Source organism: Mesorhizobium sp. M5C.F.Ca.IN.020.29.1.1, from assembly GCF_003997375.1.
GTDB classification, from domain to species: domain Bacteria; phylum Pseudomonadota; class Alphaproteobacteria; order Rhizobiales; family Rhizobiaceae; genus Mesorhizobium; species Mesorhizobium wenxiniae.
Genome location: NZ_RZSW01000031.1, coordinates 1 through 24,548, shown reverse-complemented (window position 1 = coordinate 24,548; position 24,548 = coordinate 1). Strand labels below are relative to the sequence as shown.

23 protein-coding genes and 2 pseudogenes are annotated in these 24,548 nt (G+C 63.0%); 14 read left to right on the top strand and 11 right to left on the bottom strand.

What is annotated here, in order from left to right; translation table 11 throughout:
- The 5 genes and pseudogenes from EOA85_RS38655 to EOA85_RS04825 all read right to left on the bottom strand — a co-directional run.
- A pseudogene (locus EOA85_RS38655) lies at nucleotides 1-81 on the bottom strand (isocitrate lyase/phosphoenolpyruvate mutase family protein); the annotation flags it as partial.
- A gap of 69 nt (nucleotides 82-150) precedes the next feature.
- The gene (locus tag EOA85_RS04840; protein ID WP_127208569.1) at nucleotides 151-999 is read right to left on the bottom strand and encodes a hypothetical protein; all 849 of its coding nucleotides are present in this window, start codon (nucleotides 997-999) and stop codon (nucleotides 151-153) included.
- A gap of 34 nt (nucleotides 1,000-1,033) precedes the next feature.
- The gene (locus tag EOA85_RS04835) at nucleotides 1,034-1,741 is read right to left on the bottom strand and encodes an HAD family phosphatase (RefSeq protein ID WP_065006002.1); all 708 of its coding nucleotides are present in this window, start codon (nucleotides 1,739-1,741) and stop codon (nucleotides 1,034-1,036) included.
- Nucleotides 1,742-1,753: 12 nt separating this feature from the next.
- Nucleotides 1,754-2,239, bottom strand: coding sequence for a dUTP diphosphatase (gene dut, locus EOA85_RS04830; protein ID WP_127208568.1), 486 nt, complete (start codon nucleotides 2,237-2,239; stop codon nucleotides 1,754-1,756).
- An 84-nt stretch (nucleotides 2,240-2,323) separates the two neighbouring features.
- Nucleotides 2,324-2,794 (bottom strand): Lrp/AsnC family transcriptional regulator, encoded by a 471-nt coding sequence (locus tag EOA85_RS04825; RefSeq protein WP_065006000.1) that lies wholly within the window; start codon nucleotides 2,792-2,794, stop codon nucleotides 2,324-2,326.
- A 112-nt stretch (nucleotides 2,795-2,906) separates the two neighbouring features.
- Here EOA85_RS04825 and EOA85_RS04820 point away from each other — a divergent pair, with 112 nt between their 5' ends.
- From EOA85_RS04820 to EOA85_RS04810, 3 genes are all read left to right on the top strand, one after another.
- Nucleotides 2,907-3,161 (top strand): DUF6356 family protein, encoded by a 255-nt coding sequence (locus EOA85_RS04820; protein WP_065005999.1) that lies wholly within the window; start codon nucleotides 2,907-2,909, stop codon nucleotides 3,159-3,161.
- A 14-nt stretch (nucleotides 3,162-3,175) separates the two neighbouring features.
- The gene (locus tag EOA85_RS04815) at nucleotides 3,176-3,976 is read left to right on the top strand and encodes a class II glutamine amidotransferase (RefSeq protein WP_127208567.1); all 801 of its coding nucleotides are present in this window, start codon (nucleotides 3,176-3,178) and stop codon (nucleotides 3,974-3,976) included.
- A gap of 165 nt (nucleotides 3,977-4,141) precedes the next feature.
- Nucleotides 4,142-5,515: an amidase gene (locus EOA85_RS04810; RefSeq protein ID WP_127208566.1), complete on the top strand. Its 1,374-nt coding sequence runs from the start codon at nucleotides 4,142-4,144 to the stop codon at nucleotides 5,513-5,515.
- On the opposite strand, the gene EOA85_RS04805 is transcribed toward EOA85_RS04810, so the two are convergent.
- On the bottom strand, nucleotides 5,512-6,585 hold the full coding sequence (locus tag EOA85_RS04805) for an FAD-binding oxidoreductase (protein ID WP_127208565.1): 1,074 nt from the start codon (nucleotides 6,583-6,585) through the stop codon (nucleotides 5,512-5,514). The two genes, EOA85_RS04810 and EOA85_RS04805, sit on opposite strands and share 4 nt — an antisense overlap.
- Before the next feature lie 136 nt (nucleotides 6,586-6,721).
- Here EOA85_RS04805 and EOA85_RS04800 point away from each other — a divergent pair, with 136 nt between their 5' ends.
- A complete protein-coding gene (locus tag EOA85_RS04800; protein ID WP_164759490.1) occupies nucleotides 6,722-8,314 on the top strand; it encodes a peptide chain release factor 3 in 1,593 nt (530 codons plus the stop codon).
- Nucleotides 8,315-8,356: 42 nt separating this feature from the next.
- On the opposite strand, the gene EOA85_RS04795 is transcribed toward EOA85_RS04800, so the two are convergent.
- Nucleotides 8,357-8,830: a VOC family protein gene (locus tag EOA85_RS04795; RefSeq protein WP_095521056.1), complete on the bottom strand. Its 474-nt coding sequence runs from the start codon at nucleotides 8,828-8,830 to the stop codon at nucleotides 8,357-8,359.
- A 272-nt stretch (nucleotides 8,831-9,102) separates the two neighbouring features.
- Between EOA85_RS04795 and ilvD the strand changes: the two genes are divergently transcribed.
- From ilvD to EOA85_RS04775, 4 genes are all read left to right on the top strand, one after another.
- Nucleotides 9,103-10,947, top strand: coding sequence for a dihydroxy-acid dehydratase (gene ilvD, locus EOA85_RS04790; protein ID WP_127208563.1), 1,845 nt, complete (start codon nucleotides 9,103-9,105; stop codon nucleotides 10,945-10,947).
- A 28-nt stretch (nucleotides 10,948-10,975) separates the two neighbouring features.
- A complete protein-coding gene (locus EOA85_RS04785) occupies nucleotides 10,976-12,268 on the top strand; it encodes an amidohydrolase family protein (RefSeq protein ID WP_127208562.1) in 1,293 nt (430 codons plus the stop codon).
- A gap of 114 nt (nucleotides 12,269-12,382) precedes the next feature.
- A complete protein-coding gene (locus EOA85_RS04780; protein WP_127208561.1) occupies nucleotides 12,383-12,637 on the top strand; it encodes a hypothetical protein in 255 nt (84 codons plus the stop codon).
- A 141-nt stretch (nucleotides 12,638-12,778) separates the two neighbouring features.
- Nucleotides 12,779-13,699: a DMT family transporter gene (locus EOA85_RS04775; RefSeq protein WP_065005992.1), complete on the top strand. Its 921-nt coding sequence runs from the start codon at nucleotides 12,779-12,781 to the stop codon at nucleotides 13,697-13,699.
- 119 nt (nucleotides 13,700-13,818) lie between these two features.
- On the opposite strand, the gene EOA85_RS04770 is transcribed toward EOA85_RS04775, so the two are convergent.
- Nucleotides 13,819-14,721, bottom strand: coding sequence for a phosphotransferase family protein (locus tag EOA85_RS04770; RefSeq protein ID WP_127208560.1), 903 nt, complete (start codon nucleotides 14,719-14,721; stop codon nucleotides 13,819-13,821).
- A gap of 159 nt (nucleotides 14,722-14,880) precedes the next feature.
- On the opposite strand from EOA85_RS04770, the gene EOA85_RS04765 reads away from it, so the two are divergent.
- Nucleotides 14,881-15,513 carry a class I SAM-dependent methyltransferase gene (locus EOA85_RS04765; RefSeq protein WP_127208559.1) on the top strand — a complete coding sequence of 211 codons (633 nt, stop codon included), beginning with the start codon at nucleotides 14,881-14,883 and terminating at the stop codon, nucleotides 15,511-15,513.
- Between the two features lie 263 nt (nucleotides 15,514-15,776).
- Here EOA85_RS04765 and EOA85_RS04760 read toward each other — a convergent pair whose 3' ends face one another.
- Nucleotides 15,777-16,772, bottom strand: a complete 996-nt coding sequence (locus tag EOA85_RS04760) for a methyltransferase domain-containing protein (RefSeq protein ID WP_127208558.1) — start codon at nucleotides 16,770-16,772, stop codon at nucleotides 15,777-15,779.
- Nucleotides 16,773-16,927: 155 nt separating this feature from the next.
- Between EOA85_RS04760 and EOA85_RS04755 the strand changes: the two are divergent.
- A pseudogene (locus EOA85_RS04755) lies at nucleotides 16,928-17,062 on the top strand (SAM-dependent methyltransferase); the annotation flags it as partial.
- A gap of 1 nt (nucleotide 17,063) precedes the next feature.
- Here the strand turns inward: EOA85_RS04755 and EOA85_RS04750 are convergent.
- Both EOA85_RS04750 and EOA85_RS04745 read right to left on the bottom strand, forming a co-directional pair.
- Entirely contained in the window at nucleotides 17,064-19,517 is a 2,454-nt protein-coding gene (locus EOA85_RS04750; RefSeq protein WP_127208557.1) for an FAD-dependent oxidoreductase, read from the bottom strand.
- Nucleotides 19,514-20,398, bottom strand: a complete 885-nt coding sequence (locus tag EOA85_RS04745) for a phosphotransferase family protein (protein ID WP_065005988.1) — start codon at nucleotides 20,396-20,398, stop codon at nucleotides 19,514-19,516. The genes EOA85_RS04750 and EOA85_RS04745 overlap by 4 nt, the downstream gene beginning before the upstream one ends.
- Before the next feature lie 435 nt (nucleotides 20,399-20,833).
- Between EOA85_RS04745 and EOA85_RS04740 the strand changes: the two genes are divergently transcribed.
- The 4 genes from EOA85_RS04740 to EOA85_RS04725 form a co-directional block, all read left to right on the top strand.
- Complete coding sequence (locus EOA85_RS04740; RefSeq protein WP_065005987.1) at nucleotides 20,834-21,610, top strand: DeoR/GlpR family DNA-binding transcription regulator; 777 nt, start codon at nucleotides 20,834-20,836, stop codon at nucleotides 21,608-21,610.
- Between the two features lie 76 nt (nucleotides 21,611-21,686).
- Nucleotides 21,687-22,613 (top strand): LysR substrate-binding domain-containing protein, encoded by a 927-nt coding sequence (locus EOA85_RS04735; protein ID WP_065005986.1) that lies wholly within the window; start codon nucleotides 21,687-21,689, stop codon nucleotides 22,611-22,613.
- Nucleotides 22,614-22,739: 126 nt separating this feature from the next.
- Nucleotides 22,740-23,891: an ABC transporter substrate-binding protein gene (locus tag EOA85_RS04730; RefSeq protein WP_127208570.1), complete on the top strand. Its 1,152-nt coding sequence runs from the start codon at nucleotides 22,740-22,742 to the stop codon at nucleotides 23,889-23,891.
- Nucleotides 23,892-24,077: 186 nt separating this feature from the next.
- Nucleotides 24,078-24,548, top strand: a 471-nt coding sequence (locus tag EOA85_RS04725) for an ABC transporter ATP-binding protein (protein ID WP_164759489.1), incomplete at its 3' end; no start/stop codon positions are given.

Here is a 24,548-nt window from a genome sequence, read left to right as displayed (position 1 = left end):
TTTCGTGGTGCCGACGTCCCAGGGATTGGGCATGACGAAGATCGAGCTGTGCAGGTCGCGAAAGATTTTGCCCTTTTCCATGGATGCTCCCCAGAGTGCGAAACGCATTTTATCCCGCCACTGCCCGCCGGGCAAACGAATGCGATTGGCTCAGAAGCGATTGGCGTTCTCTCCTGCCAATTTGTCCAGTGCGTCGGACCCCTTGACGTATGCGATCCCGTCCCAATGGTAGGTGACGGAGATGTCGCGCGAGGAAGGCTCGGGCGCCGGTTCGTCGCAGCTTTCGCCATTCGGCACGGTGCCATCGGTCACCGTCGCCTTGATGGCCGCATAGGGCTGGCCGTCCGCAATGGTCTGAAACGCCAACTCCTGCGTGCGCTTGTAGGCGCACAGTGACTCGTCGAACGTGTAGATCATGTCGATCAGTTCGAACCTGTCGTCGCGGACCAGGATCAGCGGCGTGCTCACATAGCCCTGGCTCGAATTGAAATGCGTGCTCAGGGTGATGATGGCGTCATCGCTGGGCCCGATCGGCAGCTTGCCCGGATCGCGGAAATAGGTGCTCCGGTCGACGGCGACATTGACAGCGTCGAGCAGTCTCGGCCTGCTGGCAAGATCGTAGAGCGCCAGCACCGCAAAACCCTCGGCGCTGTCGGAGGAGCTCCCGAGGTCGAACAGCATGGCCAGCCGATCCTTGCCGCCTGCCTTGATCTGGAGCACGCCAGCATCAGAAAAGCCCGACGTTACGGGCGGCGAGCCACCGCTATCCGGACCCTCGATATGGCGCATCTCGATCGGCATGGAGCCCCGATAGAAGCCGTCCTTGTCCGCCGCCAGATCGGGAATGACCATCCTGGCGAGGTCGAGATAGATCGTGTCTTTGTGGCCGGGAACGGCGCTGCCAAGGTCCGGGAAACTGACGCCTTGGGCGCCGGCCGCAGTCCACAGGCACGGCAGCAGCAAACAGGCGAGAATGAAGCGAAGCAGGATGGAATTCATATGCTGGTGCCTCCCACTGTCGAACGTTCGCAAACTAGCACGGACGACCGAGGCATCCAGCCGGATGGGAAGCCTGAAGATCAGATCGGTGGATCGGCACCAGCCCGGCAAGTTCGCGCATGTCGTCGAACAGGATGCCGCCGGCCTCGGTCAGGCCGTCGCGGTCGGAATGCGGGTCGCCGTAGTAGGAAAATACGCGCATGCCGGCGGCAATGCCGGCTAACGTCCCGGCGACGCTGTCCTCGATGACGATGCAATCGGCGGGCGCGAAGCCCATCGTGCCTGCAGCATGCAGGAACAGGTCGGGAAACGGCTTGCCGCGCGAAACCATGGTCGAGCTGAACAGCGCATGCTCGAACAGCTGCAGCAGCCCGGTCTGGCCGAGCGTGATGTGCATTTTCGAAACCCGTGCCGATGAAGCGACGCAAGTTGCGATGCCGGCAGCGTGCACGGCTTCGATGAACTCCTTGACATAGGGGACGGCTTCGACGCCATGCGCGAACAGGTCCGGCAGGCCGGCGTTCCAACGCTCGACGAAATCGGCGCCGAGGCTCACGCCGGTCGCCTCGACCTCCTTTTGCACCGATACCATGGAGCGGCCGGAGAAATTCTTACGGCAATATTCGAAGCTGGCCGGGTAGCCGGCAGTGCTGAGCCATTCGGCGAGGCGTCGATTGGCCAGGTTCTCGGTGTCGACCAGAACCCCGTCGCAATCGAAGATGACGAGTTTGGGTATTCTCATTCACTATGCTCATCAGGCCGTGCCGGTCGATCCGAAGCCGCCCGGGCCGCGCGCCGTGCCGCCGGCCAATGTGCGCTCCTCGACCGTCGCCTGCATCACGGACGCAAAGACAATCTGGGCGATCCGCATGCCGCGCGTCACTGCGAAATCTTCGTCGCCGAGATTGATCAGCAGCACCTTGACCTCGCCGCGATAGTCGCTGTCAATGGTGCCCGGCGTGTTGAGACAGGTGAGGCCATGCTTGAAGGCGAGGCCCGAGCGCGGCCGGACCTGACCTTCCACGCCCTCCGGGATCTCCAGGATCAGTCCGGTCGGCACCAGCGCGCGTTTTCCCGGCAGGATCAGCAGCGGCCGGTCGTCCGGCACCGCGGCGCGCAGATCCATGCCGGCGGCGCCCGGGCTTTCATAGGCGGGAAGCGGCAGGCCCTCGCCATGCGGCAGCCTGACGAAGCCGACGGCCGGACCGATGACGGAGGAAGTGTAGAAGGCTGCGCGCATGAGGCTGATCCTATCGCTACCAACGCCGATTCGGTCAACTCGGCGGCAATGCTATCAACGGCTTTCTTTCAGCGCAGTTCCACTTCAGCGCAGTTCTACGGGAACGACCGTCGTCTCCTTGATCTCCTCCATGACGAAGGAGGCCGAAACATCCGACAGCGCCACCTTGGCGATCAGTCGCTGATAGAGCCGGTCATACGCCTTCACGTCGGCGACGCGGGCACGCAGAACATAATCGAGGTCGCCGGACATCCGGTAGACGCCGGTGATCTCGGGAAAACCGGTGACTGCCGCCCGGAATTTTTGCAGCCAGTTCGGATCGTGATTGGAGGTCCGGATCAGGACGAACACCGAAAGGCCGAGGCCGAGCTTGTCCGCATCGACCAGCGCCACCCGGCCGGTAATCACGCCGTCTTCTTCCAGCCGCTTGACCCGGCGCCAGCAGGCGTTGCGCGACAGCGACACCCTTTCCGACAGTTGGTCGACCGACAGTGTACCGTCGCGTTGCAGCTCGGCCAGCAATCTTCGGTCGATCTCATCGATTTCCAGCGGCACGTGGGATGCTTGTCCCAATGATTGGCAAAATACAAGGATATTTTGGGACCAATGAACCAAAAGCTCGTGCCAGAATACTCAGCATCGGGGCTTTTCCCGGTAGGAGGGCACCATGACGATACGGCTTGCAAGGCTCTTTACCTCGCACCCGGCCAAGGTGGGCGAGACCTATTTCAGCCATATGGCCTTCGCGGCGTGGTTCTGCTCGCGCCTGTTCATGGCAGCCTTCGCCGCGCTCATTCACGCTTTCTTGCCGTTTCTGTTTGAGACCACGGCCAGCCGAATCGTTCGCGAGCTCTATGAGCGCACGCACAACAGAGGCACACACGCGATCAAGGAGCCTGCGGCTTTCATGGATCGCGCCTGAGGGAAGATTAAGCGATGTGCCGCTGGGCGGCCTATCTTGGCGAGGCGGTTTTCCTCGAAGACATCGTCACGGCGCCCTGCCATTCGCTTATCGCCCAGAGTCATTGCGCCCAGGAAGCCAAGTCGCCGACCAATGGCGATGGCTTTGGCCTCGCCTGGTACGGCGACCGGCCCGAACCGGGTCTCTATCGCGACATCCTGCCGGCCTGGTCCGATCCCAATCTGAAGAGCCTGTGTCGCCAGATCAGGTCCAGCCTGTTCCTTGCCCATGTGCGCGCCTCGACCGGCGGCGCCACCAGCCGCATGAACTGTCATCCCTTCACTGCCGGCCGCTGGTCGTTCATGCACAACGGCCGGATCGGCGGCTTCGAAACAATCCGCCGCGCGCTGGAAAATTCGCTCTCTGACGCGGTCTTCGCCCAGCGCGAAGGCACCACCGATTCCGAACTCTTCTTTCTCCTGATGATCGACGAAGGGCTGTCGGGTGATGCGGAGGGCGCTGTTCTCCGCGCCACCAGCCGCGTTATGGACGCCTCGCGCCGGGCCGGCTTCGAACCGGCGCTGAGACTTACCGCCGCCTTGTCGGACGGCGAATCGCTCCATGCGGTGCGCTATGCGACCGATGCCCACGCGCCGACGCTCTACACCTCCGTCTTCGGCAATGGCGGCGGGCGATGCCTTATGTCGGAGCCTTTCGACCGTGATGGCGGCGACTGGCAGCCGATCCCGCCCTCCAGCTTCGTCACCATCACCAGAGACGGCATGACCATTCGCCCGTTCGCGCCGGAACCGGTAAGACTGGCGCTGGCCGTGTAGATCCCTCGCTATCGCGGCAACATCGCGGGACAGTCCCCTCAGCAGACCTCGCAGCGCAATTCCGATCAAGCACCGCCTGTACTCGAGTGCTGAACTCGGCTTGAAGACGCGCCGTAGCCCGCCATTTGGTGAGGCTGGCGCCGCTAGCAAGCCGGAGCATTGGTCATGGATCTCGTCTTTTCCTCCACCAGAGAATTGGCTGCCGCGATCCGCGACCGCAAGATTTCCGCCGTGGAAGCGCTGGACGCGCATTTGGCTGAGATCGACAAGCAAAATGAGGCGGTCAACGCCGTCGTCACGCTCGACAGGGAAGGGGCTCGCGCTCGAGCGAAGAAAGCCGACGAAGCCCAGGCGCGCGGCGACGCTGTCGGGCCGCTGCACGGTGTGCCGTTCACGCTGAAGGACACGCACGAAACGGCAGGCATAAAGACCACGGTCGGCTTCCCGGCTTTTGCCGACTATGTGGCGAGAAAAGACAGCCCGGTCGTTCTCAGGTTGAAGGCGGCCGGCGGCGTGCTGGTCGGCAAGACAAATGTCGCAACGATGCTGGGCGACTGGCAGTCGAATAATCCGCTGTTTGGCCGCACCAGTAATCCCTGTGATCTATCGCGCACCGCCGGCGGCTCCAGCGGCGGCGCCGCGGCAGCGCTCAGCACCGGCATGACACCATTCGAGATCGGCACCGACATGCAGGATTCGATCCGCCTGCCTGCAGCCTTTTGCGGCGTCTACGGCCTCAAGCCGACCGAGCACCGCGTCTCCCTGGCCGGCGCCTTTCCCGATCCCACCGGTGCGCCGCGCAGCGTGCGGCTGATGTCCTGTATCGGTCCGCTGGCCCGCAACGTCGAAGATCTGGCGCTGATCCTGGGGATCATAGCAGGGCCGGATGGCAGCGACACAGATCTTGCGCCGGTTCCGGTCGAGGACATGCCAGAGGTTGATCTCAAGACCTTGCGCATCGCTTTCGCGCCGGCCTTTCCGGGTTTTCCGGTGGCCGGCGAGATCAGGGCCGCGGTCGAAAGTCTGGCCGAGCAACTCAAGTCTGCGGGGGCAGCCGTCGAGGAAGCAAGACTGCCGATGCTCGACCTGCATGACGATCTGACGCAAGGCGGCAAGCTGATCGGCATGATGCTGGAGGCTGCGCAGCCGGAGCCGCCAGAAGAACTGACACCGGTCTCGCGCTGGTTCGAGGCGCTCGCCCGCCGCGACCAGTCAATTCTTGCCTGGGACCGTTTTTTCGAAGGTTGCGATGTCTTGCTTTGCCCCGTCGCCATGACCACGGCCTTCCCGCATTGCGAGCCGGGAACACCGATCAAGGTCGATGACAGGGAGCAGAGCTACTGGATGCTGCCGGCCTACGGCGCGGTGTTCAACTACAGCGGCCAGCCGGCACTGTCGATGCCCTGTGGGCAGGACCGCGACGGCCTGCCCATCGGCCTGCAGCTGGTCGGCCGCCGCTGGTCGGAAGCGCGGCTGCTCGGCGTCGCCAGGGCAATAGCGCTGCTGAGCGGCGGTTTTCGCCGTCCGCGCGGCTATTAAGCAAACCGCGTCAGCCCATACGGCTCAAGCAGCGGGTCGCGCGCGTCGTCGAGGATTTCCCGGGCGGCGAACAGGCCGACGGCTGGGGCCAGTGTGATGCCGGAATGCATGACCGCGACATAAAGGCCGCTCAGGCCTTCAGCCCGTCCGATGATCGGAAAGCCGTCGATCGGCGTCGGCCGATAGCCGACGGAGTGGAAATCCAGTTCCAGCCGGTCGGCGTCGCGCAGCATGCTCTTCATCGCCGCAAACAGCTCGCGACCGGTGGCTGCGGCATTCATTCCCGGATCGGCGCCGCCGAAATCCGAGCCGGCGATGATGCGGCCCTCGGCAGTCTGGCGCATGTGCAGCCGATCGCCGATCACCAGGCCGTTGAGCAGCTTTTCGTAGGGGCGTGAATGGACGATCAGGCCGGGCGGCGTCTCGATCGGCAGTTTTAACCCAGCCGTCGCCGCAATTGCCGGAGAGCCGGCGCCCGCTGCGATCACCACCTCGTCGGCAGCGATCCGTCCGCCTGACATATCCACGCCGGTAATCCTGCCATTGGTCTGCACCAACGCGGTCACAGCCGTTCCGCCCATCACCCGCAGGCCGCGCTGCTCGGCATCCACCAGCAGCGCCTGCGTGGCCGCGACCGGCTCGGCGACGCCCTCCTCTGCCACGTGAAGGGCGAAATCGGGAAGCTTGGTCAAATTGGGCTCTATACGTGCGGCTCCCATGCGGTCGACGCGCTCGATGCCGTAGCCCCAGGCAGAATGCTCGACTGCATAGGCTTCCAACTCGGCCGGCGGCAGGTCCCAGCACAGGCCGCCGCACCATTCCAACGGAATGCCGGGCACGTCATGCGCAAGCCGCGTCCATTCGGCCATCGAACGGGTACGCAGCCGGAAATACGGCTCTGGATTGCCCCAACTGGCATTGATCCAGGAAAAGGAATTCGGCGTGGCGACGCCGCCGGCGCCGCTGTCGGCAACCACCGTTACGTTCGCGCCGGCCTTCGCCAGATGCCAGGCAACAGACGCGCCGATAATGCCGGCGCCGACGACGATGACTTGCTTGGCTGCGCTCATGGATGGTCCTTTGTCGAATCGGGTCTTCTGATGTCGTTGCGGCGACCCTATCTCAAGACCGGCCATCCGCCCAAAATTGTTCGACAGGCTGCAAAAGCGCTGCTAGAAGCCCGCCCACCACATGGGATTCCATAAATTGGTTGAAGACATCACGAACGCGGTGCAGCGCCGCCGCACTTTCGCGATCATCGCGCATCCGGACGCCGGCAAGACGACGCTGACCGAAAAGCTGCTTTTGTTCGGCGGCGCCATCCAGCTTGCCGGCGAGGTCAAGGCCAAGAAGGATCGCATCCAGACCCGGTCGGACTGGATGAAGATCGAGCGCGAGCGCGGCATTTCGGTCGTCACCTCGGTGATGACCTTCGAGTATGAGGACAACGTCTTCAACCTGCTCGACACGCCCGGCCACGAGGATTTCGCCGACGATACCTATCGCACGCTGTCGGCAGTCGATGCCGCGGTCATGGTCATCGACGCCGCCAAGGGTATCGAGCCGCGCACGCTGAAACTGTTCGAGGTCTGCCGGCTGCGCGACATCCCGATCATCACCTTCGTCAACAAGATGGACCGCGAAAGCCGCGACCCGTTCGAAATCCTCGACGAGATCGAGCAGAAGCTGGCGCTGGACACCGCGCCGATCACCTGGCCGATCGGCCGCGGCAAAACCTTTTCCGGTACCTATCATCTGGCGCTGAACGCGGTACGCAAGGGCGACGCCGAGAAGGACCGCACGCCGGTCAACGGTCCCGATTCCAACCGCGTCGCCGGCCTGTTGCCGGAAAACGAGCGCGAAGGCTTTATCGAGGAGCTGGAGCTGGCGCGCGAAGCCTGCCGTCCGCTCGACATCGATTCCTTCCGCGAGGGTCATTTGACGCCGGTCTATTTCGGTTCGGCGCTGCGCAATTACGGTGTGCGCGACCTGATCGAGGCGCTTGGCGCCTACGGGCCGCCGCCGCGCGCGCAGGAGGCAGATACCCGCAAGGTCGAGGCGACCGAGGACAAGATGACGTCGTTCGTCTTCAAGATTCAGGCCAACATGGATCCCAACCACCGCGACCGCATCGCCTTCGTCCGCGTCTGCTCGGGCAAGCTCGAGCGTGGCATGAAGGCCAAGCTGGTGCGCACGGGAAAACCGATGAGCCTGTCGGCGCCGCAATTCTTCTTCGCTCGCACCCGCGTCACCGCCGACGAGGCTTTCGCCGGCGACGTCGTCGGGATCCCCAATCACGGCACGCTGCGCATCGGCGACACGCTGACCGAGGGCGAGGAGATCCTGTTTCGCGGCGTGCCGAACTTCGCGCCGGAAATCCTGCGCCGCGTTCGCCTCGGCGACGCGATGAAGGCCAAGAAGTTGAAGGAAGCGCTGCACCAGATGGCCGAGGAAGGCGTCGTGCAACTGTTCTCGCCGGAGGATGGTTCACCGGCCATCGTCGGCGTTGTCGGTGCACTGCAGCTCGACGTGCTGAAGGAGCGGCTGAACTTCGAATACACGCTGCCCGTGGATTTCGAGATGTCGCGCTTTTCCGTCTGCCGCTGGATATCGGCTGACGACAAGGCCGAGGTGCATCGCTTCATCGAGGCGCATCGCGGCGACATTGCCCGCGATCTCGACAACGACCCGGTGTTCCTGGCCCAGCACGCCTTTTCGCTCAACTACGAGGCCGAGCGCTGGAAGGCGATCCGCTTCGCCGCGGTCAAGGATTACCAGGTCCGCGACAAGGCGGCTTGAGCTGCGTCCCTTCCCCACTGGAGAAGGGACGAGCGCGTTCGATCACCCCCTGGCCGCCTCTTCGATCTTGGCGATGTCGATTTTGGTCATCTGCATCATCGCCTGCATGACACGGCCGGCCTTTTCCGTGTCGGGGTCCTGCAGCAGCCTCGGCAACTGCTCGGGAACCACCTGCCAGGAGACGCCGAATTTGTCCTTCAGCCAGCTGCACTGGCTGGGCTCGCCACCGCCCTCGATGAGCCTGTCCCAGAAATAGTCGACCTCCTCCTGCGTCTTGCAGTCGATGGACAGCGAGACTGCCTCGGTGAACTTGAATTGCGGCCCGCCGTTGAGCGCCTGGAACTGAACGCCGTCGAGCTCGAAATAGGTTACCAGCACTTTGCCCTCACGATCGCCGCTGCCCTTGGGCCAGCGCATCACGCTCAGCACCTTCGAGTTCTTGAAGATGGAGATGTAATGGTTCATGGCCTCCTCGGCCTGGTCGTCGAACCACAGGCAGGGGGTGATCTTTTGCATTTGCTTGCTCCTCGGGCTGGTTTTTGTTGTCACTCGTAAAACGGCCGGCTGGCGATTGATGTCCGTCCGCGCCGTCTGCCCAAGGACGCTCGGGCAAAACATGATCCGACAGCACCTCTGACTTTTTTACTGCCTGGGCCGGCTTACCGTCTTGGCTCAAGAACCCGGCGCATCGCAAAACCGTGGCCAGACCAGACCGCGGCGTATATAACGCCGCTCAATTCCGGTTTTCCGCGCCTGTCCGGGCGCGGCGCAGACAGCAAGGACAGTCTATGCCCGCCTATCGCTCCCGCACCACCACCCACGGCCGCAACATGGCCGGCGCCCGCGGCCTGTGGCGCGCCACCGGTATGAAGGATTCCGATTTCGGCAAGCCGATCATCGCGGTGGTCAATTCCTTCACCCAGTTCGTGCCGGGTCACGTCCATCTCAGAGATCTCGGCCAGCTGGTCGCCCGCGAGATCGAAAAGGCCGGCGGCGTCGCCAAGGAGTTCAACACCATCGCTGTCGACGACGGCATCGCCATGGGTCATGACGGCATGCTCTATTCGCTGCCGTCGCGCGAGCTCATCGCCGACTCGGTCGAGTACATGGTCAATGCCCACTGTGCCGACGCGATGGTCTGCATCTCCAATTGCGACAAGATCACGCCGGGCATGCTGATGGCGTCGCTGCGTCTCAACATCCCGACCGTCTTCGTCTCCGGCGGCCCGATGGAAGCCGGCAAGGTGGTGCTCGCCGGCAAGGCGCAGGCGCTCGATCTGGTCGACGCCATGGTCGCGGCTGCTGATGACAAGGTCTCCGACGCGGACGTCAAGACCATCGAGCGCTCGGCCTGCCCGACCTGCGGCTCCTGCTCAGGCATGTTCACCGCCAATTCGATGAACTGCCTGACCGAGGCGCTCGGGCTTTCGCTGCCCGGCAACGGCTCGACGCTGGCCACCCATGCCGACCGCAAGCGGCTGTTCGTCGAGGCCGGCCATCTGATCGTCGATCTCGCCCAGCGCTACTACGAGCAGGACGACGACACCGCGCTGCCGCGCAGCATCGCCTCGAAAGGTGCCTTCGAGAACGCCATGACGCTCGACATCGCCATGGGCGGCTCGACCAACACCGTGCTACACATCCTGGCTGCCGCGCAAGAAGGCGAGATCGATTTTGATCAGGACGACATTGACGCACTGTCACGCAAGGTGCCGGTGTTATGCAAGGTTGCCCCCGCCAAGGCGGATGTGCACATGGAAGACGTCCACCGCGCCGGCGGCATCATGGCGATCCTCGGTCAGCTCGATAACGCCGGACTGATCAACCGCGACCTGCCGACCGTACATACGCGAACGCTCGGCGAAGCGCTCGACCATTGGGATATCTCGCGCACGTCAAGCCAGAATGTCCGGGACTTCTTTCTGGCGGCCCCGGGCGGCGTGCCGACGCAGGTCGCCTTCAGCCAGGATCGCCGCTGGGACGAACTCGATCTCGACCGGGAGAAGGGGGTCATCCGCTCGGCCCAATATCCTTTTTCCAAGGACGGTGGCCTTGCCGTGCTGAAGGGCAACCTTGCGCTGGACGGCTGCATCGTCAAGACCGCCGGCGTCGATGAATCAATCCTGAAATTCACCGGCCCGGCCAGGGTGTTCGAAAGCCAGGACGCCAGCGTCAAGGCGATCCTGTCCAACGAGGTCAAGGCCGGCGATGTCGTCGTCATCCGCTACGAAGGGCCACGCGGCGGCCCCGGCATGCAGGAAATGCTCTACCCGACCAGCTATTTGAAATCGAAGGGCCTCGGCAAAGCTTGCGCGCTGGTCACCGATGGCCGCTTTTCCGGCGGCACCTCCGGCCTGTCGATCGGCCATGCCTCTCCCGAGGCGGCGGAAGGCGGGCTGATCGGGCTGGTGCATGAGGGCGACACGATCGAGATCGATATCCCGAACCGCACCATCCGGCTTGCCGTCGACGATGCCGAACTGGCCGCCCGCCGCGCAGCGATGGAGGCCAAGGGAGCCGCCGCCTGGAAGCCAGAGGAAAAGCGCAAGCGCAAGGTGACGATGGCTTTGCGCGCCTATGCGTCAATGGCGACCAGTGCTGCCAAGGGTGCGGTAAGGTATGTGCCGGAATAGGTCGGCTTCTTCAAAGGGATGACGACAGATGACTTTTGATCTTATCGTCCGCGGCGGCATGCTGCCCGACGGCACGATCGCCGATATCGGCATCATCGGCGAGACGATCGCGGCCATCGAGCCCGAGCTGAACGTTACCGCGGGCACGGCGATCGACGCCCATGGCAATCTGGTCTCGCCGCCTTTCGTCGATCCGCATTTTCACATGGACGCGACGCTCTCGCTGGGCATCCCGCGCATCAACGCGTCGGGCACACTGCTGGAAGGCATTTCGCTGTGGGGCGAACTGAAGCCGCTGTTGACGCACGAAGCGGTACGCGAGCGCGCGCTCGCCTATTGCGACTGGGCGGTGTCCATGGGCCTGCTCGCCATCCGCACCCATGTCGATGTCTGCGATACCAGGCTGCTGGCGGTCGAAGCCCTGCTCGATGTGAAGAAGACGGTCGCGCCCTATATCGACCTGCAACTGGTCGCCTTCCCGCAGGATGGGTTTTATCGCTCGCCGACGGCGCGCGATAACACCATCCGGGCGCTCGACATGGGTGTCGACATCGTCGGCGGCATTCCACATTTCGAGCGCACCATGGCCGATGGCACGCGTTCGGTGACGGAACTGTGCGAAATCGCGGCAAAGCGCGGCCTGATGGTCGACCTGCATTGCGACGAGACCGATGATCCGCTGTCGCGCCATATCGAACAACTGGCTTATGAGACGCAACGCCTCGGCTTGCAGGGCAGGGTCGCCGGCTCGCATCTCACTTCGATGCACTCGATGGACAATTACTATGTCTCGAAGCTGTTGCCGCTGATCGCCGAGGCAGGCATCTCGGCGATCCCCAATCCGCTGATCAACATCATGCTGCAGGGCCGCCACGACACATTCCCCAAACGCCGCGGCCTGACGCGGGTCAAGGAAATGCTTGCCCACGGGATCCGCGTCGGCTGGGGACAGGATTGCGTGCTCGACCCCTGGTATTCGCTGGGCACCGCCGACATGCTCGACGTCGCCTTCATGGGCCTTCACGTCGCCCAGATGTCGAGCCCGGCCGACATGGCGCGCTGCTTCGACATGGTCACAAACGTCAACGCCGCCATCATGGGCCTCGACCATCTCGGCCTGGCGGTTGGCAAGCGCGCCAGCCTCGTCGTGCTCGATGCCGGCGATCCGGTCGAGGCCTTGCGCCTGCGCCCCGAGCGCCTCTGCGTCATCGCCAGGGGCAAGGTGGTGGCCGAGCGGGCCAGGCAGGAAACGCGGCTTTCGATCGCCGGACGGCCGGGAACAGTGAACCGCAGGCATCGCCGCCCACTTCACGACCAATAATTGGCAGGCCCGATAAGATGTTGAGCCTGCATCAGGCCGCACACGTCGATCAGATTGATAGGTCCTGATCTTAAGTCTACAGTCAGTCTCCACTTTTATGGTGAGGAGGACACGATGTGGCACAAGACGGCGATGGTGGTCGCGTTGGCGGCGATCTGCGCAGGTTGCATGACGGCCGAAGACCGTCGTGCCGCGGACGAGGCGAAATGCCGGTCCTATGGCTTCGTCAGGAAGAATGATGCCTTCGCCGAATGTCTGCAGCGCATCGATCTGGCGCGCCGCGCTGAGCTGAGAAGTGTGTCGGTTTTCGATCCCTGGGACCGGCCGGTGATCTATCGTCCGGTCATCGTTCGGCCACGGCCAAAGTAAGCCGTTCCGATCTTCCGTACAGGCCCAGCCGATTTCCAGTCGCTGGTCCGGCCGGGGTTCCCGATTTCCGCTCGTCAAAGCGGCTGCTTGCGTCTACGACGCTGCTTACCGAGCTTTCATGCGGGAGGAAGCGATATCGGCATGGCACAGCCACCAGCCCAGAATTCGACGATCAGGAACGTGCTTTTGGCCGGCATTCTGCTGATGCTGGCCGGCGATTTCCTGTTTGCGTTGAACGATGCGATGGGCAAATGGCTGGTCGCCAGCTTTTCCGTCGGCCAGGTCATCCTGATCCGTTCCATTGGCGCTTTTTTCGTGCTCGGCCCGATGATCGCGCGTCAAGGTACGGCCAGGCTGTTCCGCATGGAGCGCCTGGAACTGCAGGTCTTGCGCGTCGTCATGACGACCCTCGACACGGCGCTGTTCTACGCCGCCGTCGTCTATCTGCCGCTCGCCGACGTCATGAGCTTCTACATGGCCGGACCGATCTACGTGGCGGCGCTGTCGCACCTGTTGCTCGGTGAAAAGGTCGGCTGGCGCCGCTGGATGGCGATCCTGGTCGGCTTCTGCGGCGTGCTGATAATGCTCAAACCGTCCTCGGCCGCGTTTTCGCTGTCGTCGACCTTCGCGCTGGCCGGTAGCATTTCATTCGCCTTCGCCATCATCCTCAACCGGCGGTTGCGCGGCACCAGCGACACCTCGCTCGTTACCTGGCAAACCATCGGCACATTGCTGGTCGGCGGGTTTCTCACCATCGGCAACTGGCAGACGCCGTCCTCGCTCGATTTCGGCGCCATGCTGCTTCTTGGCATCGTCTCCTGCGGTGCGCATCTGATGATCACCAGGGCGCTGAAGCTGGCGCCCGCCTCGACGCTGGCGCCCCTGCATTACAGCCTGCTGCTGTGGGCCGTCATCTTCGGGCTGGCCTTCTTCGGCGACATGCCCGGCCCGCGCATCCTGATCGGCTCGGGCATCATCGTGCTGGCCGGCCTGTTCATCTTCCATCGCCAGAAAGTGGTTGACACTGTGCCGCCGGAAAACGTGCCGAAAGGCGTCAACTAATGCATGTCGCCCAAAGGTGCGCAGCGGTTTTGGGGCAACGACATGCATAAAAAAGGACTTAAAGCACACCGCGTGAATCCCATCACGTGGCGTGCTTTAAGGTTCCAGATTTCTGGCGCCTAACCCACGCGCACCGCTGCCAGATGCCTTGAGAAGTCGGTCGTCTCCATCAGCGCCCTGCAGCGCGAAAAGCGACCGTCGGCATAGGCGCGGAAATCGTCAACCGGATTGCTGTTGGCAAGCTGGATCAGCCCCCACAGCGTCCACAAGAGATCGCACATCGCCTTGTAGATGACGATGCGGCCGCGCTCCGCCGGCGTTGGCTCGCCATCGAAATAGGCGCCCATCATCTCTTCCTCCTGCGCCGTATCAAACTGTCCTTCGACGCTGAGGTCGCCGAGATCCCAAAGCGGGTCGTTCATGCCGGAATATTCCCAGTCGACGATCCACATACTGTCGCCCGTATCGAGGAAGTTTTCGCACAGCGGATCGCAGTGGCAGGCGACAAGAGGCAGCGGATGCGCGGCAAGCGCCGAGCGCACGCTTTCCGCCTCGCGTACCACGTCGTGGTAGCCGGCGGGCAGGGCAACGGCCTTGGTCGACAGCACCTTCAGGTAGTCGTCGATCATCGCAAACAGCTCGAAGCGGAAGGGAAACACCGCGCCGGATTTGTGCAGCATGCGAAAGGCCTTGCCGGCGCGCGCCGGACTGCCCGGCCGGGTCTTGAATTTTTCCGGCGACATCGTCTCGGCTCCGACGACGAAACGGGTCACCATTACGCCTGTCTCGCCGTCGATATGCAGCAGTTCGGGGCTGACGCCGGCCTTGGCGGCTTCCCGTGCCGCCACCGCCTCGTTGGCGCGGTTGATATACTCCTCTGTGCCCTTGCCGGGAATCCGCAGGCAGACATCTCCAGCCCTGAAGACTAGGTTGGTGAGGCCACCAAGCCGCTCCAAGGGTCCCTCGTAGCCGGCCAGCACGGGAATGGCTGCAAGCGCCGCGCGTGCTTCCTCGTCCACCATCGCTTCCGCCCTCCTTCGCGTCTTTATTGTGGCGACGACGGTTCCACAAATTTCGCGGTTTGGCTATCATCGCCGGCATGCGATTCACTCCAGCGTCGTGCGTTCCTGTTGGACGCGCTAGGAACGCTGCAGCGCTTTGATTTTGCGGACGGGACTGCGATGGCGGACAGGAAAAATGAAGGTGCGCTCGCCGCAGCCTATGCGGCGAAGCGGCCTGAGGAAGTGGCAGCGCTCTACGACCGCTGGTCCGACACTTACGACGCCGACATGTCGGCGGCCGGTTATCGCCATCCGACCATCTGCCTCGCCCTGCTTGCCCGCCACTTGCCGCGCGGCGCGGCACCGCTCCTCGATGCCGGTGCCGGCACCGGGCTCATCGGCGAGTGGCTGAAGATCGCGGGCTATCCGCAGGTCGAGGCGCTCGACATTTCGGCGGGCATGCTGGCCCAGGCAGCGCGCAAGGGCGTCTATTCGGCGCTTCACTGCCTAGCGCTCGGCGGGCCGCTGCCTTTCGCCGATAATGCCTATGCCGGGATCATATCGGCCGGCGTCTTCACCTCGGGCCATGTCGGCGCCGAGGGGCTCGACGAACTGATCCGCATTTGCCGGCCGGGCGGGATAATCGTGCTGACGGTCAAGAACACGCTGTGGGACGCCGGTTTTGCCGCGCGGATCGCCGACCTCGATGCGAAGGGCGTCGTCACACGTGCCGAGGAGACGTCGCCCTATGTCTCCATGCCGGGCGAGGCGGACACCGTGCCGAGCCGCGGCCTCGTTCTGCGCCTGAACTGATCATTCTTCCATTCCCCTCGTTAAGGTTCCCGTGCGCTCGATGTCACCAAAAGTGATACAGCTGGCGAAGCCAATTTGGCCGCGGCTAGACAATTGACAGCCCGAGTTTACAAGCAACATGTTGCCCCCGAACTGGGCTTATTTCCGACTTCGCCAGCAGTATCAAAAGTGCCCAAGAGCCGACCTCCTTTACGCCTCCGGGGAAGTCAGGCGGCTTGCAGCCGTCGGTGAAGGTGCGTCAACGCCGGCGTCTGTCCGACATTTCATTGGATTATCCTTCTCAGCACTGCCTTCACAGGGCCGGGCAGGAACCTGCTCAATCGCGACCGCAGACCTCTCGACCTTCTGCGCGACACTCCGGTAATGCACGGGAGCTGCTCGATATACTCTGGCCTTTCGGGGCGATCGATCTCGGGCGATGCGTCCGTAATGGGCGAGGAGAGCAGTGGCTGACTCCGCCCTTTGATAGCAACCAGGGTGATGCGATCCCTCCAGACGACATGCCTGTCCCCTTCTGCAGCCAGCGGCCAGTTGGGATTATGATACTCGTAGGGGTTCAAGCACTCGTAGACGGACGTGAAGCCCACGTGTCGGAGTAGGTTGCAGAGCGATGCACGCGTGAAGAGGAAGGCCTTCGGGTTGTCGAGCGAGTTCCAGAGCGCTGCCAGCTTCTCCTCGGAGGTCGCATCAATATCGTGTTCCTTGCCATACCTGCCCCAGTAGGTCTTCCCCTTCCAAGTGTACGACGCTTCGTCGCTGAGGCTGATATGGGTATCGATTATTGATATCTTTCCGCAAACCTTCGAGATTCTCTCCACGAAGTCCATGACATCCGGAGCATCCAAGTGGTAAAGGATCCCCAAACATAGAACAACATCGAAACGACCATGGCGCTCCTCGTCGAGGTTGCGCACGTCATTTAGGGCGAGTTCGAGGTTGTCCAGGGAGAGTACCTCCTTAGCGAAGTGCACCTTCTCAAGGTTCGCCTCCCGACCCTCGATGGCGAGCACGTCGGCCCCATGGAGCGCGAACTCGATCCCGTATTGCCCCTCGAGACACGCCAGGTCCAGAACGCGAAGCTTCTCCAACGGCTTCCCCGCAAGATCTGCAGCGATCTGCACGAAGCGCCTCAATCGGGCGTCCCAGTGCGGCTCATCGAACGTGTCAATTTGATCGGCCAGATGGATGGAACCTGCCGTCCAGGGGCCGAACCTTTCGATAATCTTCTGCTTTTTCTCCTTGATTTCGTTTATTTGCATATTGTGCCCTCGTCATAGAAAGACAGTCTCGAACGTGTAGAATCCAAGTGAAACGCTAGACAAGTTTCAGGAAAAGTGAATAGCGTGTTATCTCAGTAACCCTAGAGCGGTTCTCGATCTGACGTGCGGACTCAAGCTCAGTGCTTATAGGCGCCGGTTTTGCCGCGCGGATCGCCGACCTCGAGACGAAGCGCGTCGTCACGCGTGCCGAGGAGACGTCGCCCTATGTCACCATGCCGGGCGAGGCGGACACCGTGCCGAGCCGCGGCCTCGTTCTGCGCGTGAGCTGATCTAGGCTTTGATTCTTGCTCCCGCCGGATCGTAAAGCGGCTCGAGATGGATTTTTGCCGGCGTCCGCTCCATCGCCACCACCAGCTCGTAGTCGCCGGAGGTGAGGAAATCGTCGCTGACGCCATCGGCGTTGCGCACATAGCCGTAGCCGATGTTCTTGCCGACCGTGTAGCCATAGCCGCCGCTGGTCAGATAGCCGACCGGCTCGTTATTGCGCAGGATCGTTTCGCGCCCGAGCAGCACGATCTCGCAATCTGCGACCGTGAAGCCGGCAAAGCGTTTTTTCGGTGTGCCGCCGCTGATGCTTTCCAGAGCCCGCCTGCCAAGGAAATCCGTGTTCTTTCTGAGTTTCACCGCCCAGCCGAGGCCGGCCTCCTGCGGCGTGTCATTGGGCGTGATGTCGGAGCCCCAGGCGCGGTAGCCTTTTTCCAGCCGCAGCGATTCCAGCGCCCGGTAGCCGACCGGGCGGATGCTGTGCTCCTCGCCCGCCGCCATCAGCGCGTCGAAGATTTCGCCCGCCGCCGCGATTGGCACATGCAGCTCCCAGCCGAGCTCGCCGACATAGGTGACGCGCAGCGCCCGAACTGTGTGGCCGGCGATGGAGATTTCCCGCACATGTCCGAACGGAAAAGCGGTGTTCGCCACGTCCGCACCGGTCACCGCAGCCAGCACGTCGCGGGCGCGCGGCCCCATCAGCGACAGCGTGCCGAAATCCTCGGTGACATCGGTGAGCGTCACGTCGAGCTCCTTGCCGACATGGTCGCCGATCCACGAGAAGTCATGAGTCCTAAAACCGGTGCCGGTGACGACGTAGAATCGTTCTTCGCCGAGCCGAGCCACGGTCAGATCGGCCTCGATACCGCCGCGCGTGTTGAGAAGCTGCGTGTAGGTCAGCCGGCCGACCGGCTTGGCGACATCGTTGGCGCAGATCCAGTCGAGCGCCTTCAGCGCGTCGGCGCCGCTCAGTTCGAATTTGGCGAAGGACGACTGGTCGAAGATACCGACGTGCTCGCGCACGTGCCGGTGCTCGTCGCCGACCGGAGCGAACCAGTTCTGCCGGCCCATCGAATAGATGTCCTTCGGCTCGACGCCTTCCGGCGCAAACCAGTTCGACCGCTCCCAACCGAGTTTGGAGCCGAACACGGCGCGCTGCTTTTGTAGCCGTTCATAGAGCGGCGACACGATCCGTGGCCGGCCCGTGACATACTCCTCATGCGGGAAGCCGATCGTATAGTGCTTGCCATAGGCTTCCAGCGTGCGGTCGCGGACCCATGGCCGGTCGCGGTGCAGGTCGGAAAAGCGTCTGATATCGACCACCCACAGATCGAGCGGCGCCTCGCCGTCGACCACCCATTGCGCCAGCACCCAGCCAGCACCGCCGCCCGCCGCGATCCCGAAGGCGTTGAAGCCGGCGCCGACGAACATGTTGGCGCATTCGGGTGCCACGCCGAGAATGAAATTGCCGTCCGGCGTGAAACTCTCCGGCCCGTTGATCATCTGCTTGACGCCGACGGTTTCGAGCGCCGGAACCCGCGCGATCGCTTGGTTCATATGCTGCTCGAAATGATCGTAATCGTCGTCGAACAGCCGGAACTCCCAGTCATCAGGGACATCACCGCCGGGAAGATCGGTCGTCCAGCCTTGCGGGTTCGGCTCATAGCCGCCCATCACCAGCCCGCCGACCTCCTCCTTGAAATAGATGCGGCGGTCGGGGTCGCGGATCGTCGGCGCATCGGTCGCCAACCCGTCTATTCTTTCGGTGACGATGTACTGGTGCTTCACCGGCTGCAGCGGCACGTTGATACCGGCAAGGGCGCCTACCTGCCGCGCCCATTGCCCGGCACAGTTCACCACCTTGCCGCAGGCGATATCGCCCTTGTTGGTCTTTACCGCGGTGATGCGGCCATCCTTCATGTCGAAGCCGGTAACGCGGACATCCTCGAACAGTCTGGCGCCATGCATGCGCGCGCCTTTGGCCAGCGATTGCGTGATGTCGGAAGGGCTTGCCTGCCCGTCGGTCGGCAGCCAGCTGGCGCCGACGAGATCGCCGGCCTCCAGCAGCGGCCACATTGTCTTGACCTCGGCCGGTGACAGCAACTGCATATCCATGCCGAAGCTTTTCGCCGTCGTCGCCAGCCTCTTATACTCGATCCAGCGGTCGGCATTGGTAGCGAGCCTGAGGCACCCGGTCATCTTCCAGCCGGTGGCCAGCCCGGTTTCGGCTTCCAGCCCCTTGTAGAGATCGACCGAATATTTGAGCACGCGGGTGATAGAGGCCGAAGACCGCAACTGGCCGACCAGCCCCGCCGCATGCCATGTGGAGCCCGAAGTCAGTTTGCCCTGTTCCAAAAGCACGACATCGGCCTTGTGGTCACGCGCCAGATGATAGGCCGTTGAACAGCCGATGATGCCGCCGCCGATGACGACGATCTCGGCGTGAGCGGGCAATGTCATGATTTCTGTCCGTATTTCGTTCGGTAGTTTTCCAGCGCGGCATCGAGCCGCGTCAGGTTTTCGTCGGTATAGGCAACGTAGTCGATGCCGGGCGCGTCGAGATAAAGTTCGGAAACCATGCTCCACATCGCCTCGCGCAGCAGCGATGCGCATTGCATGGCCGCATGCGAGCGGCGGATCGCCTCGTCCGGCTCCTTCATGAAATAGGCAGTCAGGAAGGCGAAGGACTCCTCGTCGTTCATGCTGGCGTTCGAGGCGACGCCAGCGAGGTCGAACATCGCCGTGTTGAAGCCGGCATATTCAAAGTCGATCAGCCACAGTCTATGGCCGTCGTCGAGAATATTAGCCGGCAAGAGATCGTTGTGGCCAAAGACGATCGGCAGCAGTTTCTGCGCCCGTTCGAGTTCGTCCGCTAGCGTCAGCAGCCGCGGCAACTCGCTTCGCATGCGGCTGCCGGCTTCCTCCAGCGTGCGCGCATAGTCGCGGATGACATGGAACACCCAGAACATGAAGCCGGCGCCGGAGACATGATTGGGCATCTCCCGATGGAAGCCGCGCATCAGGGCGGCGACGCGGCCGATATTGGCGCGTACGTCTTCCGCGACATAGGTCTTGGCGCCGAGAAATTCCGTCACCAAGATCCCGGGCTCGGAATGGTGGACTGCAGGCGCGAAGCCGGCGGCGTGCGCTGCGCGCGCGGTCATCACCTCGCGCTCGCGAAAGACGTGGTGGAATGGAAAGTCCTGGCCAAAGCGCACGACATGCCGCCCAGCTCCGTCCTTGACCAGATAGTTGGCGTTGCTCAGGCCGCCCGGCAGCGGCGCGATCTCGATGCTGCCGGTCCAGCAGGGCAGGGCGCGGATGCGGTCCTCGGCGGTCACAGGTTCATCCCTCGTTGGGCGGGGTTCAAGACGCCGCGGGCGAGACAAAGATGGCGGCCGGCAGGAGGGAGCAATGCGAAAATCTCGTCGGTGCGGGATGCCAGGATCGGTATCCCGCACCGCACCGACGAGCCCCTGTGCCGGGTTCTTCGACACCGGCATCCGCCCCCGCGGATTCGAAACAGTCCTTTTCCCTTACGTCAGACGATTTTCCAGACGTTCGGGCAGGCGAAATTTGGTGCGGCTCTGCCATCGTTCTCCCGTGGCAGTTCCGAGCCTGTCACGAGCCAGTGTCACGCCATGTGATCCGGCCTGTCAACGAAAACTTGTGGCTTTTTCTGCCTTCTTGCCCGAATCCTTTAGGATTCCTTATGAACTGTGGCCGATTTGTCTTAGAACCGGTCAGCAGCGCAACAACCCGATTGGGCGAACCCAATGATCCATTCGAAGCGGCATGGCGAAATCCTGCGTCTCCTGCAGGAAGAGGGCACCGTCACCATCGCCAGCCTGGCCGACCGGCTGGGCGTCTCGCTGGAGACCGTGCGCCGCGACGTCAAGCCGCTGACCACTGACGGTTCGATCCTGAAGATGCATGGCGCCGTCGGCCTGCCGTCGATGGCCGGCGAGGCGCCATTCGAGCGGCGTATGCGCGAGAATGCCGATGCCAAGCGCGCCATTGCCCGCATGGTTGCCGCAACCATCCGCGACGGCGAATCGATCATGCTCGACACCGGCACCACCACATCTTTCCTAGCCCGCGAGCTGCTCGGCCACCGGCGGTTGACGGTGGTCACCAACTCTTCGGATATCGCCCGCACGCTGGCCACCGTCAACGGCAACAAGGTCTATATGGCCGGCGGCGAACTGCGCAGCGATTCGGGCGCCGCCTTCGGCGTCTCGGCCATCGAATTCGTCAGCCGCTTTTCCGTCAGCCATGCGGTGATCTCCACCGGTGCGGTCGATGCCGTCACGGGCGTGATGGACTATGATCTGGAAGAGGCGGAATTCGCCCGCATGGTGCTGTCTCGCGGCCAGCGCTCGCTCGTCATCACCGACCACACCAAGTTCGGCCGCCAGGGCCTCGTCCAGGTCTGCGGCCTCGACGGTTTTTCCGAACTCGTCACCGATCGGCCGCCGCCGCGCGCCATCGCCTCCGCCCTTGGGCAAGCGGGCGCACGGCTCAGCATTGCCGGTGACGATAGCGGGACCTGACCTGGCCAGGGCAGTAAAGCGGTGAGCCTGAGATCGGCGGCTTTTCTTCCTTGCCATCCCGGTGTTTAGTTCGGCGATGGCCTTCACAATCCGCCAATTGCAATTCTTCATCGCCGTCGCCGAGCAAGGCACGGTGTCGGGTGCTGCGCAGAATCTGTCCATCTCGCAATCGTCGGTCACCGAGGCGATCAAGGAGCTCGAAGGCGATCTCGGCGTCGAACTGTTCGAGCGCCATCCGCGCGGCCTGAACATCACCCACAAGGGCCATCAGTTCCTGCGCCACGCGACAAAGATACTTGCCGACGTTTCCGACGCGCGCCGCGCCTTCTTCGGCGAGCAAGCGGCGGCGGGCGGCCGGCTGCAACTCGGTGTCACTTCGCTGGTCGCCGGCTATGTGCTGTCGGACCTTCTCGCCCGCTATCGCCGCGCTTATCCGGGCGTTGAGATTTCGGCCATCGAAGACAATGGCGATTACCTCGAACATCTGCTGATCGGCGGCAAGCTCGACATCGCCGTCATGGTCACCTCGAACCTGCGCGACCGCACCGCCCTGCAGTCCGAAATTCTCGAAGTCTCGGCCTATCGGCTATGGCTGCCGCTTGGCCATCCGCTGTCTGGCGCCGACATCATCGGCATTGGCGATATCGCCTCGGAGCCGCTGATCATGCTGACCGTCGACGAGATCGAGGAGAATACCGGAAAACTGCTGGCGGCGATCGGCGCTAAGCCGCACGTCGCCTTCCGCACCCGCTCGGTCGAAGCGGTGCGCAGCCTCGTCGCTACCGGCGCCGGCGTGGCGCTGCTGCCCGACCTCGTCTACCGGCCATGGTCGCTCGAAGGCGACCGCATCGAATCGCGCGATATTTCGGGCTCCTTGCCGGTTGTTCAGGTCGGCACCGTCTGGCGGCGCGGCTCCGGCCTGCCCCAGGCCGCGCGCGACTTCATCGGGCTTGCACAGTCGCAGCGCATGGTCCGACAGCGGCCGGAGAAGATTGGTCGTTAATCTATCGGAAAAACCGATATCGCCTTTCTGACAAATGAATTTGCGAAACCGGAAATTTCACAGCACTTTCACAATCAGGGACCAAAGCCGCCGCGAGAGTGCGGCCCCTCAAATGGGAGATCGATGATGAACTCATTCCTGAAGTCGTGCACTGCATTGACGGTCGCGCTGGCCTTCTCCGGCCAGGCGATCGCCCAAGTCAAGGAACTCGGCAAGGGCGAAGGCCAGGTCAACATTGTCGCCTGGCCTGGTTACATCGAACGCGGCGAAACCGACAAGAACTATGATTGGGTCACGTCTTTCGAGAAGAACACAGGCTGCAAGGTCAACATCAAGACCGCCAACACCTCCGACGAGATGGTCGCGCTGATGAATGAGGGCGGCTTCGACCTCGTCACCGCCTCGGGCGACGCTTCGCTGCGCCTCGTCGCCGGCAAGCGGGTCCAGCCGATCAACACCGATCTCATCCCGAGCTGGAGCACGGTCGACGACCGGCTGAAGGATGCGCCGTGGTTCACGGTTGGCGGCGTCCACTACGGGGCCCCCTACCAGTGGGGACCGAATGTGCTGATGTACAACACGGAGGTGTTCAAGGAAGCGCCGAAGAGCTGGAACGTCGTCTTCGAGGAGATGACCTTGCCTGACGGCAAGTCGAACAAGGGCCGCGTCCAGGCCTATGACGGGCCGATTCACATTGCCGACGCTGCCAATTATCTGATGTTCCACAAGCCGGAGCTCGGCATCAAGGATCCCTACGAGCTGACCGAGGATCAGTACAAGGCCGCCCTCGATCTGCTGCGCGTCCAACGCACGCTGGTCGGACGCTACTGGCATGACGCTGCCATTCAGGTCGATGACTTCCAGAACGAAGGCGTCGTCGCCTCCGGTTCATGGCCCTATCAGGTCAACACGCTGATTGCCGCCAAGAAGCCCGTCGCTTCGACCATTCCCCAGGAAGGCGTCACCGGCTGGGCCGACACGACCATGTTGGCGGCCGACGCAGCCCACCCGAACTGCGCCTATATGTGGATGGAGCACTCGCTGTCGCCGAAAGTGCAGGGCGATGTCTCCGCCTGGTTCGGTTCGCTCCCGGTGGTGCCGGCTGCCTGCAAGGGCAACGAATTGCTCGGCGACGAAGGCTGCAAGACCAACGGCTACGGCAACTTCGAAAAGATCAAGTTCTGGAAGACGCCGGTGTCGAAGTGCGCCACCCAGGACCAGTGCGTGCCTTACTATCGCTGGGTGTCGGACTATATCGGCGTCATCGGCGGGCGGTGAGTTCGTCACGCTCGTTGTGAGAGCGCAGCCCTGCCCTCACCCTTACCCTCTCCCCGTGAAGAACGGGGAGAGGGGGATCGCGAGCGTTGCGGCTAGCCCCTTCTCCGTCACTATACGGGGAGAAGGTGCCGGCAGGCGGATGAGGGGCAGCGCCGTCGCCTGAATTTGATCAGCCTGGGACAGCCCATGACCTCCGCCGTTTCGTTCGCCAGAGTCTCGCGCCATTTCGGCAGCGTGCGCGCCGTCGACGTGGTCGACCTCGATATCGCGCCGGGCGAGTTCTTCGCCATGCTTGGACCTTCGGGTTCGGGCAAGACGACCTGCCTGCGGTTAATCGCCGGCTTCGAGCAGCCGACATCGGGGTCGATCTCCATTTTCGGCGAACGCGCCGAAGGCGTCCCGCCCTATCGCCGCAACGTCAACACCGTCTTCCAGGACTACGCGCTGTTCCCGCATCTGAACGTGCTCGACAACGTCGCTTACGGCCTGATGGTCAAGGGCGTCGGCAAGCCCGAGCGGCAGAAGGCGGCGGAGGAGGCGCTCTCGCTGGTCCGGCTTCCCGGCTACGGCGCCCGCCGTCCCAGCCAGCTTTCTGGCGGACAGCGCCAGCGCGTCGCGCTCGCCCGCGCGCTGGTCAACCAGCCCAAGGTGCTTCTG